Genomic DNA, 17,573 nt, shown 5'->3' with positions numbered 1-17,573 from the left:
CTCACTTCGTTATTGTGATGCCACCTGCCCTCATGGTACGCTTTCCACATGCGCCGGCTTCTTCTGCCCTTCCTGTTTGCGAGTTTTCTGGGCGCACAGGCGGATGAAGTGATTCGCGTCTCGTGGAACACCGCGCATGGGGCCAGCCCGCCGCAGCTCAGCCGCCCGGCGGCCGATTTCCTGCCTGCCTTCCGGCTGGCGCTGACCACGCTGCCGGAGTCGGCCATTGTGGCCCTGGCCTTGTCACAGCCTTCCATGCTGGGCCTGACCCCGGCGCAGGCGGGCATGATGCGGCCTCTGGTGGCGGAGCGCTATGCCTTGATCGCTCAATCACCCACCTATTCCAGTGTGGCCTCGGCGCTGCCGTACTGTTTTGCGGAAAAGCGCCCGCAGGAAGGCCTGGCGCTGGTGCATGTGCCCGCGGGGGCGGATGCGCGCACGCCGGTGCTGGTTTTTCTGCACGGGTATGGCGGCAGCTTTTTGTGGTATCAGCACCTGCTGGCGGAGCATTTCCCGAAGTTCGTCCTCATCTGCCCGGCCTATGGCATCAACACGGCAGGCATCCCCGCCGGCTATGTGCAGGAGTGCGTACAGGCCGTGAGCGCCCGCCTGGGGCGTCCCATCGTGAAGCCGGTTTTGCTGGGATTGTCCGCGGGCGGCACTGGCGCCTGCGAAGTCTTCACCCAGCACCCGGAACGCTTTGACCGCTTCATCTGCATCGCCGCGCCACCACCCGAAGACCTGCTGCCGAAGTTCCCGCGCGAGGCCAAAGTGGCCTTCATCTCCGGCGGCGAGGAATCCTTTGTGAAGTCGGGCAGTTTTTCACGCAACATCGCGCAGATCCGCCGCCTGGCCCCGCTCACGCAGGAGTTCATCGTGCCGCAGGCAGATCACTTTTTCCTGCTGAGCCACACGGCCCTGACCATGGCCAAGCTGCGCGAGTGGCTGCCCAAGCTGTGACTGCAGCCCATCTTCCTCCTACTCTTCCTCTTACTCCTCCTCCCTTTTGCGTGGGCTCGTTGCTCCAGAAGAAAGGTAGAAAAATGGGGGGTAGAAAGATTTTCCGAACCTCCAGATTTTGAGTTTTTCCACCATCATCCGGTGGCAGATCACTCATCGTGCCCTGATCAGGGAGGAAGAGTAAGAGTAAGAGGAAGAGGAGGAGCAGGATCGCACCCGGCTCACACCCGCAGCATGTCCTTCAGCACCTGCCAGTAGAGGAAGATGCAGCCGCGCCAGGAGTAGCGGAATTCGCCGTTGCCGGTGGGCTCGATGACGCCGGCGGTGATGTTGTGGTCGATCTGCACGCTCATGTCGCGCTCGATGTACGCGTGCAGGTATTCCGTGTCCTGCAGCGCCAGGTCTTCCAGGCGCACGCCCTCGTGTTGCAGGAAGTACTCGTGGCGCTCCAGCAGGTCTGAAAACGAGACCGCGTGCGTGAAGCGGTTCAGGCGCTGCTTCGGCGAGTACTTCATCGTGGCGGCGAAGGGGTAGTTCGTCGTGGTGAAGGTGATGCCGCCGGCGGTGCGTGAGGTGAGGCTGACGTAGGAAAAGCCAAAGTCCCCCTGCTGAGCCAGCGCGATGGCGGCCTGCGTGCGTTTTTCCGCATGGTAAAACAGACGCATGAAGTAGTCCGTCTGGCTGAACTGCCAGCCGGTGTCTCCGACTTCCACAAAGCCGTCGTCCTCCGCCTCGCTGCTGAGATCGGAGAGCTCCGGGAACACCTCGCGGGAGGGGGGGAAGCGGTGCTTGACCTCGCTCTTGATCGGGAAGCGCAGGCGCCGTACGCGGAAGATGATTTCCAGCCAGGGCACCATGAACCAGCCGCCCACCACCACCACGCCGCCCGCATGCGTGCCGGAGATGAAATAGCCGATGAGGTAGGAGGCCCCCAGCAGGGCGAGCCAGCCCAGCTTCTGAATGAAGCGGTTGTGAAACGACCGGCAGGCGACGGCAAAAACAATGGCCGCCGCGACATAGAGAATCTGCTGGATGATGGTTTCCATGAGCCCGCTGAATTTGGAGCAAAATCGAAAGTAAGGGAAGACTTGGGACAAAGCAACCCTGCATCCGTTCGACCGCCCCCTCCTGAAAACGAAGAAGGCCGGATGCATTCCCGATGCATCCGGCCTCGCACTCAACCTGACCAAAAAAATGGGGGGCTTAGAAGTTCACCTGCGCCTGCAGGCCCAGGTAGTCATAAGAGGTGCTGCCGTAAGGGGCCACGTTGGTGTTGGTGCGCGTGCCGTGCAGGAACATGGCCGTGAGCTCCAGCTCGGGGTAGGGGATGAAGCGGAAGCCGAAGCCCACTTCGTTCACCTTGTCCACCGGTGCATTGGTGGCAAACTTGCGGCCGCCATTGTAGGTCTGCCAGCGCACAAACGGAATGAACTCGCGCTGGCTGGCAAACACATGGCGGTACACCGCCTGCACATAGCCGCCGCTCAGACTGGCGGAGGTGATGGTGCGCATGTCGCTGGAGAGCTGCGGGCCCTGGCCCCAGTTCCACTCCGTTTCCAGGCCAAACGGCTGGGGATACAGAATGGCGGACACGGCCACGCGGCGGTCGGCAATGCCGCGGCTGTTGGCCACGGTGGGCGTGATGCCTCCGATGGCGGCCGTGGTCGGCACAAACTGACCTGCATAACCCTGCAGGCTGAGCTCAAGAAACTGGCCGTTGTCAAACTCGAAGGGGTAGGTGATGCGGCCCATCCAGTGCGGCATGCCGTTCACGTCCGGGCGGTTGATGCCCTGGCCGGAATAAGCGCCGAAGGCGATGAGGCCGTAGTCACCCGTGCCGCGCAGGCCCATCTTGACCAGGTCTTTGAAACGCTCGCGGATCTTGTAGGGGGCCCACATCAGGAAGGCGCCCATGTCATGCTGGTTTTCCACCGCGGAGTCGATCGCTTCCGGGCGCTCCAGCGCCAGGCGGTTCTGGGAGGACTGCAGGGTCTGGAAGCCATACGGGAGCTTCTGCAGGCCCAGGCGCACGCGGAACTCACGCGCCGGATCCAGAGAGATGTCCGAGTAGAAGTTTCGCGCCTGCAGCACGGCCTGCGTGCCGCTGGTGGTGCCGATGTTGGAGAAAAACTCCGGCTGGATGAAGACGTAGATGTGGGGGGTGATGTCACCGCTCAGGGTGAAGCGGGCGCGCCGCAGCCCCAGGCTGGGCTGTGAACCGGCGTTCGGGTCATTGGCCACGAACAGCGGGGCGCCATCGGCACGCAGCAAGCTCTCCGCGCGCATCTGCAGGTAGCCCTTCAGCTTCAGGCGTTCATACCACTTGTCTGCCAGCATGGCGTCCAGCTCCGCGCTGGACATGGTGGAGGGGGAGGTGTTGTCGGTGATTTTGGCGATCTCTTCGATCTGGCCCGTGGTGTGGGTGATGGCGCTCTCCAGGTTGCCCACCTTGCTCTCCGTCTGGGAGAGGCGCTTCTCCAGGGAGGTGTCTCCCGTTTGATGCAGAGCGTTTTCCAGATGCCCCACCTTGCTCTCCGTCTGCGCCAGGCGTTTTTCCAGCGCGGCGGTGTCCGTGGCGTGGCCCGCTGCCCCCGGAGCCGGAGCTGCGGGGGTGGTGCCCGCAGGCGTGGACGCGGGTGCGGGCGCAGGCACCGCTGCCGCGATGGCTTTGTCCCTCTCCTTGTCCTCCTCACGGGAGACGGCCACCAGCATGTCATACTCCTCCTGGCTCAGCGTGCCCTTGGCCTTCATGATCTGGAAGAGCTTTTCCATGGCCGGACCGGCGGCGACGGGCAAGGATGGCGGCAGGGCGATGGCGACGGCGGCAAAAGCAGCCAGGACGCGGGCAATGCGTGAATGTTTGAGGCGCATGTGTGGGTGTGTCAGGTGAGTTGAACAAAAAACTCCCCAGGCTGAAATGGCTCCCAGGGATGAATGTCACATGGCTGTAACCAGAAATGCCTGCCAGACGCTTAATGTGACGCTTTCGTCACCGACACAGGTTGTTCACAGCGCAGATGCCGCTTGAGCGAACACGGCGGCCTTCTTACCCTCAATGTGACGCTTTCGTCACAGAGTGCATTTTGACCCAGTCCCCCCTCCCTTCAATCATCCGCCCGTTACCAACCCTCACCCAGATACCCCTCATGAAGATCGCCCTCCTTTCCCTCGCCGCCACCTTTGCCGCGGCACTCTCGCTTCAGGCCCAGACCACCCTGCGCATCCGCGGTTCGGACACCCTCGGCGCCAAGCTCGTGCCCCAGCTCGCCGAAGCTTTCAAAAAGCAGGGCGGCAAGGTCAGCTTTGACATCGCTGCGGAGGGCTCCTCCACCGCCTTTACGAATCTCGCCTCCGGCACCGCCGAAGTGGGCATGTCCAGCCGCAAGGTGAAGGCGGACGAGCGCACCCTCTGCCGCAGCAAGGGCGTGTCCCTCACCGAATATGAAGTCGCCTGGGACATGATCTCCGTGGTGGTGAACAAGAACAACCCCGTGGCCGATCTCTCCAAGAAGCAGCTCCTGCAGATCTTCGCTGGCGACATCAAGGACTGGAGCGAAGTGGGCGGCGCCCCCGGCCCCATCTCCGTGTACACCCGCAACACCTCCTCCGGCACCTACAAGGACTTCATCGGCCTGGCCATGAAGGGCCGCGAATACGGCCGGAACAGCCAGAAGATGGCCGGGAATGAGCAGATTGCCGCCGAAGTGGGCTCCAACCCCAACGGCATCGGTTACGTCGGCTACGCCTACTCCGGCGCCAAGGGCATCAAGGTCGTCTCCATCGCCGGCGCCTTCCCAAATCCCGCCACGGTGAAGTCCTACCCGCTTTCCCGCCCCACCTTCCTCTACACCAGCGGCTCGCCCACCGGCACCACCAAGGCCTTCATCGACTTCTGCCTCAGCCCGGCGGGAGACGCCATCGTCAACAAGGCCGGCTTCGTCCCTCTCAGTATTGCGAAATAACTGTTGATTGACCGACCCCCCAGTCCGGCGGAAGAGACTCGTCTCGACCGCCGGATTTCGTTTTGCCCCCGGTGCCACAAGACCCCCGCTGCATGAACAGTTCTCCGACGCCCAGCAGACCGCCGCTGCGCAGCGTGCTGCTCAGGAGTCGCAAGCACACCGTCCTCGGCTTCGACCCCCAGAAGCTGATCAAGTATTTCTTCGGCAGCAATGCCAGCGTGGCCATCATCGTGCTCGTGCTCATCATGGTCTTCCTGCTGCGGGAGGGCATCGACTTCCTCCCCACCTACAGGCACGAGCTGCAGACCTACCGCCGCGCCGGGCTGGAGTTTTGCGACATCATTGACCACCCGCTGCAGCAGAACCAGGCCCTCTCCAGCAGCCTGCGCCAGGCCGTCAGCGCCTCGCTGGAAACCCTCAGCAAGACCGCGCGTGACCGCCGTGACGCCGCCTTTCTGCTGAAGCGCCAGGTGGAGGACAAAACCGCCCGCCCGCGCGACTCCCTCACCCAGGCCCTGGAAAAAACACCGCCCGCGCCGGAGCACATCGAAGTGCTGCGCAAGGAACTGCGGGACGCCGCCACCACCGCCGCCGCCTCCCTGGCTTATCCCGCCCTCTTCACCGCCGCGGAGCGCGAGCAGATGCAGCGTGAGTTTGCCGCCCTCACTCCGGAAAACACGGACATGCCGCCGCTGCTGCAGACGCTTTCAGCGGAATTCAGCGCCAAAGACCGCGAGGCCCGCGCGAAGTTTGCCGCGCTGGTGCAGGCCCAGGAGGAGTTTGAAGAAGCCCCCGAAGCACTGCAGGAGGTGGTGGACGAGCTGAAGGAGAAGGCGAAGGAGGCCAAGGAAAAAGCCGTGGAGTTTGACGTGCTGGAAACCAACCGCCAGCGCCTGCTGGAGGCCGCCGCCAAGGAGACCGACCCCAAGGAGAAGGCCAGCCTCACCAAGGAGGCGGAGGAGTCCGTGGCCGAACCCGTCAATCTGGAGGAAAGCACCAGGGAGATCACCGCCCGCACCGCGGAGCTGCGTGAGCAGGTGGAAAAATACGCCGCCATCATTGAGAAAGCCGCCGCCGCCCTGCCGCAGGATGCCGGCACACCCTCCGCGCGGGAGCTGGTGAATGAAGTGCGCGCGGAGATCCCCGCGCACGCGCGTGAAATGCGCGCCGCCGCCGCCACCCTGGAAGGCTGGCGCTGGGACAAGCCCGTCTCCATTTTCAGCGTCATCGGCGCCTTCTTCTTCGGCACGCAGTGGATCACCAACAGCTCCTGGCAGGACTTCTACGGTTTCGTGCCGCTGCTCACCGGCTCCCTGGTCATCGCCGCCATCGCCATTCTCATCGCCACGCCCGTCAGCGTGGTGGCCGCCATTTACACCAATCAGTTCGCCAGCGACCGCGAGAAGGAAATCATCAAGCCCATCATCGAGTTCATCCAGGCCATCCCTTCCGTGGTGCTCGGCTTCATCGGCATCTCGCTGGTGGGAGACCTCATCAAAGACGTCAGTGAATGGCCCTGGCTGCAGTGGGTGCCCGGCTTCCCCATTCAGGAGCGCCTCAACATGTTCAACGCGGGGTGCCTGCTCGCCTTCATGGCCGTGCCCACCATGTTCAGCCTTTCCGAAGACGCGCTCAACAACGTCCCGCGTGCCTACATCGATGCCTCGGACGCGCTCGGCGCCACCAAGCTGCAGACCGTCTTCCGCGTCATCGTTCCCGCCGGCATCTCCGGCATCCTCTCCGCCATCCTGCTCGGCCTCGGCCGTGTCGTTGGCGAAACGATGGTGGTGCTCCTCGTCGCGGGGAATCGCATCGCCATTCCCGACTTCAGCGCCGGGCCCGGTGTCATCTTCCACCCGGCCCACACGCTCACCGGCATCATCGCGCAGGAGCTTGGCGAAGTCTCCCGCGGCAGCTCGCACTGGCAGGCGCTCTTCATGGTCGGCATCGTGCTCTTTGCCATCTCCCTCCTGGTGAACTGGTGCGCCCGTACGGTGGCCCGCCGCTTTGAACCGCACAAGGCATGACCCCTTCTCCCTCCAACGACAACCCCTTTGCCGGCGACAGCTCCGGCATCCAAAAGCGCGAGACCGCCGCGCGCTGGGCGCTGCGCATGGGCAGCTACATCGTGGTGCTCACCACGCTGGCCATCATGCTGCACATCTTCATCAAAGGCGCGCCCGTGACCTTCCAGTCCAGGTGGCCCTTTGTGAACACGAAGTTCCTCACCGAGCTGCCCGCCACCCTGCACGTCATTGAGGACCAGCAGGGCCACCACATCGAGACAGACGTGAACGGCGCCGATGCGGTGAAGAAGCAGCTCGGCGACAACTTCCGTGCTGAGAAAACCATCTCCTACTCCGGCGGAGGCATCCTCGGCCCCATCGTCGGCACCGCGCTGCTGGTCATCGTCAGCGTGGGCGTGGCGCTTTTCCTCGGCGTGGCCTGCGCCATCTACCTCAGCGAGTACGCCAAGCACGGCAAGTTCCTGGAAATGGTGCGCCTGGCCATCCTGAATCTCGCTGGTGTGCCCTCGGTCGTGTTCGGTCTCTTCGGTCTTGGAGCCTTCGTTTTGACCGCGCCAAAATTCGTCAGCGTCGTGGCGGAGCGCTCCGTGTTTGCCATCCCGCTGGGCTTCACCACGCTGAGCTTTGAAGGCTGGGACACCTGCGTGCTCTCCGGCGGCTTCACACTGGCCTTCGTCATCCTGCCCGTCATCATCACCGCCAGCGAGCAGTGCCTGCAGGCCGTGCCGCAGGGGTTCCGGGAAACGAGCATGGCGCTCGGAGCCACGCGCTGGCAGACCATCCGCTACAGCGTGCTGCCCTTTGCCACGCCCGGCATCCTCACCTCCAGCATCCTCGGCATCGCCCGTGCGGCCGGTGAGACCGCGCCCATCATGTTCACCGCCGCGCTGGCCTTCAAGGACAAGCTGCCCTGGCAGAAGGATCTGCCGCCGCTGCCTGCGGACGCCTCCATCTTCGCGCATTGGGAGCAGAGCGTGCAGCGCTTCCTCGGCATCTTCACCGAGTCCGTGCAAGCCCTGCCGTATCACATCTACACACTCGCCGCCAAGATACCGCAGAACGAGTACGCGGAGCGTGCGCAGTATGGCTCGGTCTTCGTCTTCCTCGTGCTGGTCGCTTCTTTGGCCGCCAGTTCCGTGATGCTGCGCAAACGCCTGCGCGCCAAGTACCGCTGGTAATTGCTTCCTTCCGTTCATGTCCGCAGAACCCGCCGCCAAATCCACTCCTCCGCCTGTCGTGCAGGTGCGTGACATGGATTTCTGCTACGGTGCCAGCAAGGCTTTGTACGACATCAATCTCGCGGTGGAGTATCATCGCGTCACCGCCCTCATCGGCCCCTCCGGCTGCGGCAAAAGCACGCTGCTGCGCTGCATCAACCGTATGAACGACCGCGTGACGGGTGCGCGCGTGACGAAGGGCGAGGTGCTCGTGAAAGGGAAGAACATTCACGATGATGACGTGGATCTCACCCAGCTCCGCAAGCAGGTGGGCATGGTCTTCCAAAAATCGAATCCCTTCCCCAAGAGCATCTACGAAAACGTCGCCTACGGCCTGCGCATCCATGGCGAGAAAAACAAAAGCGTGCTGGATGAAGCCGTGGAGCGTTCCCTCACCCACGCCGCACTGTGGGACGAACTGAAGGACCGCCTGCACGCCAACGCGCTCGCGCTCTCCGGCGGCCAGCAGCAGCGTCTCTGCATCGCCCGCGCCATCGCCACCGTGCCGGACGTGCTGCTCATGGATGAGCCCTGCTCCGCGCTGGACCCCATCTCCACGCTCAAGATCGAGGAGCTCATGCACCAGCTCGCCAGGGAGTTCACCGTCGTCATCGTCACCCACAACATGCAGCAGGCCGTGCGCGTCTCGGACTACACCGCCTTTCTGCATCTGGGCAGGCTGGTGGAGTTTGCCCCCACGGAGGAGCTCTTCACCAATCCGCGCGAAAGACTGACGGAGTCGTATTTGCGGGGTACTTTTAGCTGACATGGCCGCCGAAAATCCAGCCCCCGTGAATGCCGCAGAGCCGCTCATCCAGGTGGAGAAGTTCAACTATGCCTACGGCGACAACCAGGTGCTCTTTGACGTGGACCTCAACATGCGTAGCGAGGACGTGACCGCCCTCATCGGCCCCTCCGGCTGCGGCAAGAGCACCCTGCTGCGCTCCATCAACCGCATCAACGACCTCGTGGAATCCGCCCGCGTCGTCAGCGGCAGGATCAGGATCGACGGCGTCGATCTCTACGCCCCGGATGTCGATGTCATCAACCTGCGCCGCAACGTGGGCATGGTCTTCCAGAAGTACAATCCCTTCCCGCGCTCCATCTTTGAAAACGCCGTGTACGGCCTGCGCGTGGCCGGCATCAAGGACCGCCACGACCTCGAAGAAGCCGCCGAGCGCAGCCTCAAGGCCGCCGCGCTTTGGGATGAGGTGAAGGACCGCCTCCACGAAGTCGCCACCGGCCTCTCCGGCGGCCAGCAGCAGCGCCTCTGCATCGCCCGCGCCATCGCCCTGCAGCCGCGCATCCTTCTCATGGACGAGCCCTGCGCCGCGCTCGATCCCATCGCCACCGCGCGCATTGAGGAGCTCATCCACCAGCTCCGCGGCCAGTACACGTTTATCATCGTCACCCACAACATGGAGCAGGCCAAGCGCATCGCCGACCGCACCGCCTTCTTCTACAAGGGCCGCCTCATCGAGGAAGACGAGACCATGACCATCTTCAACAAGCCCGCCCACGAGCAGACCGAGGCCTACATCACCGGGCGCCTGACGTGAGCCAGTGGAGCGCGGGCCTCCGAGCCCGCAGCAGGTCGCATGCGCTGGACGCTCGTTCAACCAGAGCCAATGCCGCAGACACCTTGGCCTATGCACGGCAAAAAGGAGGCGCGTGGAATGAGGAAATGCGGAGTCTTCCATGGACGCGGGGCGCTGCGGGCTCGGAGGCCCGCGCTCCACAGCCCGCTTTGCGGCCCCACCTTCCACCCCAAGGTTGAAAAAATCGTTTCTTGCAGCATTGTGCGCGCCGCTATGAACCTCCGCCCCCTCGCCCTGCTCCTTCTCACCGCCAGCGTCGCCAGCGCCGGCGTGGAGGTGGACATTGAAAAATTCGGCGAAAGCCTCGGTGGTTGGAAGAAGGAGAAACGCAAGGCCGCCGAATACAAATTCTCCGAGGTCGATTACCGCACCTACAAGCCCGAGGTCACCACCGCGCCCGACGGCGGCGTGTTCATCTCCGTGCGTGTGGACCACCTGCGCGGCATGTTCTCCTCGGACGACCACGCCAGCCTGGAAATGAGCTTCGCGCCGGACGGCACCCTGCTTTCCTCCCAGGCGGCCATCTCCATCCAGGCGCGCAAAATCAGCAGCGAGATGTTTCGCAGCGGCGGCAGCTCCGCCGCCAAGGCCGCGGGAGATCTTGCAGGCGGCACCGCTGAAAAGGCCGCCAAGCTCGGCAGCAATGTCTTCGCCAGCCTCGCTGGCAAGCTGCTGCGTGAAAACGTCACCGAGCCCGGCCGCATCGCCTACCCCGCCGCGCTGCGCCACAACTACAACCTCCTCTTTCAATGCGTGAAGTACGTGAAGGACCCGCCCAAGGCCCTCGTGGTGGAAGGCGACCCCATCCGCCCCAAGCCCGCGGAGCCGAAAGGCGCTCCTGAAGGCATGCTCGATGTGCACACTTTCGGCGAAGCCCCCAAGCCCGAAGACAAGGACAAGGAGAAGAAGGAAGAACCCAAAAAGGAGGCTGCCTCCGCCAAGCCATGAGCAGGCGGCAGTTGCTCATCGACGTTGGTAACGGACGCACGAAATTTGGGCTCGCCACGAGCGACACCATTCTGGACCGCCGCGAGCACGCCACGCGAGAGCTCTCCCCCGCCGCCGTGCGCGAAGTCACGCGCGGCTGGCAGTTTGAAAGCGCCGTGATCTGCAGCGTGGTGCCGAAAGTCGTCCCCGCCTTCCGCGAGGTCTTCGGCAGCCAGCTCATCGAGCTGCGCTACGACGCCCCCCTCGGCATCGGCATTCGCTACCCCAGGCCCGAAACCATCGGCGCCGACCGCCTGGCCAATGCCGTCGCCCTTGCCCACATGCACGGCGCGCCTGGTATCGTCATCGACTTCGGCACCGCCGTGACCTTCGACATCCTCTCCGCCGACAAATGCTACATCGGCGGCGTCATCGCCCCCGGCCTGCGCCTCATGACCGACTACCTCCACGAGCGCACCGCCCTGCTGCCCAGCGTGGATCTGCGTGAGCCCGAGACCGCCATCGGCCAGTCCACCGAGGGAGCCATCCTCGCCGGCGCCGCCATCGGCTACCGTGGCATGGTGAAGGGCATCCTGGAAGCTCTCAAAAAGGAGCTCGGCAGCAAAGACGCCCACGTCGTCGCCACCGGCGGAGACGCCGAATGGATCATCTCCGGCATGGGAGAGGACATCCCCACCGACCCGGATCTGACCTTGCACGGACTGCGTTTGGTGGGGAACCTGCATGGTTGACGGGTTAGGTGCTTCAGCGTACTTTCTCATCATGCCTTTTCCCGCCGACCTGCGTCCGCTTCTGCATGAAGAAGTGGATCGTATGCCTCCAGATGATTTGGAAGTGCTGCATCGCGTGGCTTTGCAACTGGAGCTGGACCGGGTCACTGCGACCTTGGACTCCGCTTTCGATGAAGATCGCCGCAGAGGGCGTTTGGAGACGCTTCCGGCAGACAGCCCTGCTGGCTCATAACGTCGCGAGGGCAAAAGCGAATCCCCTCTCCCCGTCGAGGGTGGTGCAGCTTTGTGTTTTGCTTCGGGGAACCGGAGCGCAGCGGAGATAGACGAAGTCAAAGGTCGGGTGAGGGGCCATTTCATGCTGGCGAAAGGACCGGAACATCGTGCCTCGGAAAGCATTTCAACAGTTTCAACTATTTCAACGCCTGGGTATTCGCGCACCGTCCGCCAGGTGGGAAGTCACATCCCTCCGCCATGCCGGCAGGGCTTACGCATGAACCCCGGCAAAAAACCTGCCTGTTACAGAGCTCGCTCCTTTCTGTCCTTTTTGTCCTCCATCCGGCGTCTCCCTCCCGTGGCTAAACGCTTCGTGCGTAAGCCCTGTGCGCCGCCTCCCCCCCCTGCATTCCCCCTTGCGTCCCCCACATTTAATGGGAATCTCCGCGCCCCGCTTTGACGGCGGGAACGCGTTATGGCTGAAACAGATAAAACTTCCATCGGCATCGACTTCGGCGGCACCTCCGTGAAGCTCGGTGTGTGTCGTGGCGATGAACTCCTCGTCACCGACGAACCCATCCCCACCACACAGTTTCACGGCCCCGCCGCGCTCATTGGCGAGATGGCCGCACGCGTTGCCAAACTTCGGCAGACCTACCCCGCCATCTGCGCCATCGGTGTCGGTGTTCCCGGCCTCGTGGATTTCGATCACGGCTTTGTGCATGAGCTCACCAACGTCCCCGGCTGGAAGCATGTCCCCCTCAAGACCATCCTCGGCGAAAAGACCGGCCTTCCCGTCCTCGTCGAAAACGACGCCAACGCCATGACCTACGCCGAGTTCCGCCACGGCGCGGCACGCGGCCTGAAAAACGTCATCGGCCTCACCATGGGCACGGGCATTGGCGGCGGCCTCGTGCTCGATGGCAAGATGTTCCGCGGCAGCGGCTTTGTGGCCGGCGAGATCGGCCAGATGAGCATCGATTATGACGGCAAGCCCGGCCACTACGGCAACCTGGGCGCCCTGGAGAAATACACGGGAAACCAGCAGATCGCCGAGCACGCCGTGCTGCGCTACTCCGAGGCGGGCATCGAAAAAGACATCGCCGACTGCACGCCCAAGAAGATCGCTGACGCCGCACAGGCCGGCGACGACATCGCGCGCCAGATCTGGGGCGAAGTGGCCGACTGGCTCGGCACCGCCATTTCCAGCATCGCCTGGCTGCTCAATCCGGACGCCTTCGTCATCGGCGGCGGCGTAGCCCAGGCCGGAGAGCTCATCTTCACCCCCCTGAAGAACAAGGTGCAGAGCATGCTGAGCACCGTCGTCTGGGAGCGCCTGCAGATCCTGCCCGCCCGCTTCAGCAACGAAGCCGGCATCATCGGCAACGCCGCGCTGGCGGCTGACGCGGTGTAAAAGCTGCCACACCGGCGGATCGGAATCCTTCTCTTCCTCTTACTCCTCCTCTTCCTCCCGGTTCTGGAGTGCGGGGGGAGGTCGCCGCGGATGCAAGAAGCCGAACGAAGGGAGGAGGAGTATGATTAAGAGGAGGAGGAAGATTGACGGTCCCCCCAAAACGGTAGAATTGACCTCCAGTGCCCGTTTCTGGTATAAGCATGCCATGAAACGACTCCTCATCATCGCAGGTGTATGCCTCTGCGGCTTGAGCGCCTGGTCGCTGCCCCAGGGCGGCGGCTTTTTCAACATCGGCAAGGACGAAGAAGGCACCACGCTGGAGCAGTGGTTCAGCATCGAGTCTCACTGGTCGGAGGCCGCGCTGCTGCCCGGCACCTGGGCGGACGTCCAGGGCAGTCCCAACACCAAGCAAACCGCGACCGCCGGCAACGTCTTCGGCGTTCCCGCCACCCGCGCGATGGTGGAGCGCAATGAGCGCGGCGTCATCGTCGCCGTCATTGTGGAGTTCAACCCCGCGAAGCAGGACGGCGGCGTTCCCGCGCTCGTCAAACGGCTCACCACCAGCATCGGCGTGTATCAGGGCAACACCACCTGGACGACGGAATTCAACGAAAAGGTGAACACCGGCAAAGACCTCATCGTGAAACTGCACCAGGAGAAAAACCTGGTCAGCCTGCGTCTCACCCGCGTGAACTCATGAACCTGCGCAGACTCTTGCTCTGTGTCCTTCTCCTCAGCGCCGCTGCACGAGGACAGGACCGGTTGCTCATCGAATCCTCGCACTGGCAGGACGCTGAGTTTGCCGCCCTCTTTCCAGCACCCACCGTGGAGGCTGCGGGCATCTCCCGCGTGGCCGCGAAAGGCCGCCTTGAACTGCTCGGCACGCAGCCCATGGCAGTCAATGCACGCTTTGTGAACGGTGCTGTGCACTCCATCAGTGCAGTCATTTTCGATGCCGGGAGTTTCTTTGGCTACGAAAACTCGAATCTGCCGAAGAGCGAAACCTTTGAGCAGGGCAAAGAGCGCTTCGACAAAGAATTCAGCGAGCGCCAGGAGGCTGTGCTCGCAGGTTTGAAGAAGCTCGGTGCCGGAACCGGTGAGGAATGGACTCTGGGCAAACGCAGCGGGATGAATCTGCAATCGCGGCTCTTCAAACTGCCGGAGGGCACGGCCCGCCTCATCAGCTATGAACACCAGCTCCTCATGGTCGATTTCTTTCGCAGCGAGGCCGATGCGCGCACCCTGCGCATCCCCGTGACCATCGCCCCTGCCAAAGCCCCCGCGGGCAGCACGGAGCGGCGTCTGCCCGTGGTGCCCATGGTGCCGCAGGGAAACCGCGGCTACTGCGGTGTCGCCATCCTGGCCATGGTGGGCGGCATGCTGGGCCTGCAGCCTGGCGCGGAGGAGTACGCCGTGCTCAGCGGTTTTCAATACGGCATCGAAACCAAGTCCGACATCCGCGAACTCTTTGGCAATGTGGCGCAGGAGGCCGGCGTGAAGGCGCAGCGCTCACCGAAATTTGATGCCACGAAGATGAAGGCGAGCATTGATCAAGGCATGCCTGTGGTCGTCTTCCGCTGGTGGTCGGAGGAGCGCGACTACATCCACTCCGCCTACTCCGCACGCATTGCGCGAGGCGAGAAGGCCGAGCTGCCGCCCGCCAGCATGGAGGACCACAAATCCTGGCCCAAGAAAAGCCCCTTCACCCACGCCTCCATCGTCAATGGCTACCGCGCCGACAAACGTGAAGTCATCTTCACCGAAAGCTGGGGCGAGCAGGCGCGGAACCGCCGCATGCGCGTGGAGGAGATGGAAGGCACCGCTTACTACGCGGTGTACTTTGGCAAGTAGTCGGGGCATTCCTGCCCCGCCCGGCTCACTTCTTCTTCGCCTGTGGCTTGGGCTCCCATTCCTCCACCTTGATGATGGCTTCCAGGTCCTTCTTTGAGTCGATGTTTTCCGGCACGATTTTGAACTTGGTCAGGTAGCGCAGCGCCTTGGCCACCTGGAGGATCTCATTTTTCTTCGTGTCGATCTTGTCCGCAGGGACTTCCTTCACCGCGCTGGTGAAATCGCTGAGGGCAGCGAGGGCGGACTTCCGTGCGTCCGCGTTGTCCTCATAGCAGAGGGACTCAAAGAGGTGCAGCATCTTCTCACGTCCTTCCATCTTCACGGCGGCGTCACGGATGCTCTTGGCAATCTCCGCACGCTTCGCCGCCGTGGCCTCTTCACTCATGCGGCTGGCTTCACCCCCGTCGATGGCGCGCTTCGGCAGCGGGCGGTACCAGATGTTGCGGTAGCGCACGGGGTTGCCGTGGTCCTGCAGCTTGAGCGGCCCTTTGTCAGGGAAGGCGCGCGGAGTGGAGCGCTTCATGTGCCCGCCACCACCTTCCAGCGGCGTGTGGTCCTGCGTCAGCACGCCGTTCACAAAGACGGTGATGTAGCCCGGGTCCAGCTCCTTGCCGTCTTTGAAGATCGGGCGGCGGAAGACGATGTCATACACCTGCCATTCACCCGGTGCGCGCAGCGGATTCGCCATCGGCGGATTGATGCCGTAGATGGACGAAGCCATGCCATCGGGGTAGCTGGGGTTGTTGTAATTATCCAGCACCTGCACCTCCACCTGGCCCATGAGGAAGACGCCGCTGTTGCCACGGCCCTGGCTGTTGCCTTCCACTTTGGAAGGAGCGCTCCATTCGATGTGGAGCTGGCAGTCGGAGAACTCTTCTTTCGTGCGCACATAGCCGCTGCCCGGCACGCACTGCAGCACGCCGTCCTTCACTTCCCACTTGGTCGGCTGCGCCGGCGTTTTGTCCGCCTGCCATTTTTCGATCTCCTCCGGCTTGCCGCTGAAAAGAATCACCGCATCCGAAGGCGGCGTGCCTGGCTTTTCCTGCGAGCTGAAAGTGCCCGGCTCCACGCGCACGGGCTGCGGACGGTTCATGTCATGAATCGCCCACGGATGCGTGGCATCCGGCGGATCGCCATAAAACGCGCCATCAGCCAGCGCGGCGGTGGAGAGCAGAGACAGGGCGAGAGTGTGAAGCGTGGGTCGGTTCATAATGGTGGAGAGGTAAAAAGGAAGACGCGCGGAGCAAACGGGGATTCACAGACTCACTTCACCCAGATCTCCCGCTCGGTGGCATCAATCTCGGCTTCCCAGGTTTTCAGTTTGGATTTGAGGTCGGCGAGGATGTCGGGGTGCTGGTAGCCGAGGTCGGTGCGTTCGCTGATGTCGTCGTCGAGATTGAAGAGGAGGTCCATGGTGTTGCCGTCGTTGATGTATTTCCAGGGGCCCTGGCGTATGGCGCGCTGCTTGCGGTTGGAGCGGTCGATGCGCCAGTAGAAGGTGCGTTCGACGGGCTTGGAATCTCCGGTGAGGAGAGGCAGTAAGTTGATGCCATCCAATGGTTTAGGTGCGGGCTCGGTGACGCCGGCGGCGGCGAGGAAGGTGGCGTGGAGGTCCATGGTGATGGCCATCTGGGAGGTGACTTTTCCCTTCGGCAGTTTGCCGGGCCAGCGCATGAGGCAGGGGACGCGGATGCCGCCTTCCCACACGGTGGCCTTGTGGTGGAAGAGGGGGAGATTGCGGCTGAAACGCTCGCCGCCATTGTCGCTGGAGAAGACGACGAGGGTGTTTTCGGTGAGGACTTGTGTGTCTAATTCGGCAAGAATCATGCCCACGCCCTTGTCCATGCGTTCCACCATGGCCTTGTAGATGGCGCGGCTGCCTTTGAGCATGCTTTCTTTGGTCACCATGGGGGTGTCCGGAGCATCGGGTGCTTCAAAGGGCGAATGGACGGCCAGGTGCGGGACATAGAGGAAGAAGGGGCCGGATTTGTGGTCGCGGATGAATTTGACGGCACGCTCGTTGATGAGGTCGGTGAAGTAGCCTTCGCGTTTTACCGGTTCCATGCCGTCGCGGAGGGCGTAGGTGCCGTCGTAGTAGGTGTGCTTGTAGTAGTCGGCATGGCCGAGGAGTTCGCCGAAGTATTCGTCAAAGCCGCGCCTGGTGGGGTTGTATTCGTCTTTGTAGCCCAGGTGCCATTTGCCGAAGGCACCGGTGGCGTAATGCGCGGACTTGAGGCGCTGGGCGATGGTGGTTTCTCCGAGCGGGAGGCCGAGGCCGTGGATGTCGGGCTCAGGGACCCATTCGCCCTTCATGCGGCGGAACTGCTCCACCTGATAGCCGAAGGCGAACTCAATGCCGCAGCGCTGCTGCCAGCGGCCGGTGATGAATCCGGCGCGGGTGGGGGTGCAGACGGGCGCATTGGCGTAGAAGTCGGTGAACTTCACGCCCTCGGCGGCGAGGCGGTCGATGTTCGGCGTGGCGATGTCCCTGCCGCCCATGCAGCCGAGATCGCCATAACCGAAGTCATCGGCGAGGATGAAGACGATGTTGGGAGGCTGCGCGGCGAGGAGGGCAGGGCAGAGGAGGAGGAAAAGCAAAAAAAATGTGCGCATGGCCGCCTATATACGGCGGTTCTGCGCACATTCCATGCA

The 17,573-nt window shown here is 63.1% G+C and carries 16 protein-coding genes; 12 read left to right on the top strand and 4 right to left on the bottom strand.

The features are described 5' to 3' along the window. Positions 1-48: 48 nt before the first annotated feature. Positions 49-960 (top strand): alpha/beta fold hydrolase, encoded by a 912-nt coding sequence (locus tag ACILSQ_RS01440; RefSeq protein WP_395741788.1) that lies wholly within the window; start codon positions 49-51, stop codon positions 958-960. 221 nt (positions 961-1,181) lie between these two features. On the opposite strand, the gene ACILSQ_RS01435 is transcribed toward ACILSQ_RS01440, so the two are convergent. Both ACILSQ_RS01435 and ACILSQ_RS01430 read right to left on the bottom strand, forming a co-directional pair. Beyond that, positions 1,182-2,006 carry a hypothetical protein gene (locus tag ACILSQ_RS01435; RefSeq protein WP_395741787.1) on the bottom strand — a complete coding sequence of 275 codons (825 nt, stop codon included), beginning with the start codon at positions 2,004-2,006 and terminating at the stop codon, positions 1,182-1,184. 157 nt (positions 2,007-2,163) lie between these two features. After that, complete coding sequence (locus ACILSQ_RS01430) at positions 2,164-3,831, bottom strand: porin (protein WP_395741786.1); 1,668 nt, start codon at positions 3,829-3,831, stop codon at positions 2,164-2,166. Positions 3,832-4,106: 275 nt separating this feature from the next. On the opposite strand from ACILSQ_RS01430, the gene ACILSQ_RS01425 reads away from it, so the two are divergent. The 11 genes from ACILSQ_RS01425 (at position 4,107) to ACILSQ_RS01375 (ending at position 14,921) form a co-directional block, all read left to right on the top strand. Next, positions 4,107-4,922 (top strand): PstS family phosphate ABC transporter substrate-binding protein, encoded by an 816-nt coding sequence (locus ACILSQ_RS01425; RefSeq protein WP_395741785.1) that lies wholly within the window; start codon positions 4,107-4,109, stop codon positions 4,920-4,922. A gap of 92 nt (positions 4,923-5,014) precedes the next feature. Then, positions 5,015-6,949, top strand: a complete 1,935-nt coding sequence (gene pstC, locus ACILSQ_RS01420) for a phosphate ABC transporter permease subunit PstC (RefSeq protein ID WP_395741784.1) — start codon at positions 5,015-5,017, stop codon at positions 6,947-6,949. Beyond that, positions 6,946-8,127 carry a phosphate ABC transporter permease PstA gene (gene pstA, locus ACILSQ_RS01415; protein ID WP_395741783.1) on the top strand — a complete coding sequence of 394 codons (1,182 nt, stop codon included), beginning with the start codon at positions 6,946-6,948 and terminating at the stop codon, positions 8,125-8,127. Before pstC ends, pstA begins: the two co-directional genes overlap by 4 nt. A 16-nt stretch (positions 8,128-8,143) precedes the next feature. Next, positions 8,144-8,932, top strand: a complete 789-nt coding sequence (gene pstB / locus ACILSQ_RS01410) for a phosphate ABC transporter ATP-binding protein PstB (protein WP_395741782.1) — start codon at positions 8,144-8,146, stop codon at positions 8,930-8,932. A 1-nt stretch (position 8,933) separates the two neighbouring features. Next, the gene (gene pstB / locus ACILSQ_RS01405) at positions 8,934-9,725 is read left to right on the top strand and encodes a phosphate ABC transporter ATP-binding protein PstB (RefSeq protein WP_395741781.1); all 792 of its coding nucleotides are present in this window, start codon (positions 8,934-8,936) and stop codon (positions 9,723-9,725) included. 252 nt (positions 9,726-9,977) lie between these two features. Continuing rightward, a complete protein-coding gene (locus tag ACILSQ_RS01400; protein WP_395741780.1) occupies positions 9,978-10,712 on the top strand; it encodes a hypothetical protein in 735 nt (244 codons plus the stop codon). Beyond that, complete coding sequence (locus ACILSQ_RS01395; protein WP_395741779.1) at positions 10,709-11,443, top strand: type III pantothenate kinase; 735 nt, start codon at positions 10,709-10,711, stop codon at positions 11,441-11,443. Before ACILSQ_RS01400 ends, ACILSQ_RS01395 begins: the two co-directional genes overlap by 4 nt. Positions 11,444-11,474: 31 nt before the next feature. Next, a complete protein-coding gene (locus tag ACILSQ_RS01390) occupies positions 11,475-11,675 on the top strand; it encodes a hypothetical protein (RefSeq protein ID WP_395741778.1) in 201 nt (66 codons plus the stop codon). A gap of 456 nt (positions 11,676-12,131) precedes the next feature. Continuing rightward, positions 12,132-13,070 (top strand): ROK family protein, encoded by a 939-nt coding sequence (locus ACILSQ_RS01385; protein ID WP_395741777.1) that lies wholly within the window; start codon positions 12,132-12,134, stop codon positions 13,068-13,070. 205 nt (positions 13,071-13,275) lie between these two features. Next, positions 13,276-13,770 carry a hypothetical protein gene (locus tag ACILSQ_RS01380; protein WP_395741776.1) on the top strand — a complete coding sequence of 165 codons (495 nt, stop codon included), beginning with the start codon at positions 13,276-13,278 and terminating at the stop codon, positions 13,768-13,770. Next, positions 13,767-14,921, top strand: coding sequence for a hypothetical protein (locus ACILSQ_RS01375; RefSeq protein ID WP_395741775.1), 1,155 nt, complete (start codon positions 13,767-13,769; stop codon positions 14,919-14,921). The genes ACILSQ_RS01380 and ACILSQ_RS01375 overlap by 4 nt, the downstream gene beginning before the upstream one ends. Positions 14,922-14,946: 25 nt before the next feature. Here ACILSQ_RS01375 and ACILSQ_RS01370 read toward each other — a convergent pair whose 3' ends face one another. Together ACILSQ_RS01370 and ACILSQ_RS01365 are read right to left on the bottom strand one after the other, a co-directional pair. After that, a complete protein-coding gene (locus ACILSQ_RS01370; protein ID WP_395741774.1) occupies positions 14,947-16,131 on the bottom strand; it encodes a DUF1080 domain-containing protein in 1,185 nt (394 codons plus the stop codon). Positions 16,132-16,184: 53 nt separating this feature from the next. Continuing rightward, positions 16,185-17,534: a sulfatase gene (locus ACILSQ_RS01365; RefSeq protein WP_395741773.1), complete on the bottom strand. Its 1,350-nt coding sequence runs from the start codon at positions 17,532-17,534 to the stop codon at positions 16,185-16,187. Between the last annotated feature and the right edge of the window lie 39 nt (positions 17,535-17,573).

The sequence above is a fragment of the Prosthecobacter sp. genome (assembly GCF_044227185.1).
Taxonomy (GTDB): Bacteria; Verrucomicrobiota; Verrucomicrobiia; order Verrucomicrobiales; family Verrucomicrobiaceae; genus Prosthecobacter.
The sequence above is the reverse complement of the archived record's forward strand: the minus strand, read 5'-3'. Positions and strand labels throughout refer to the sequence as shown.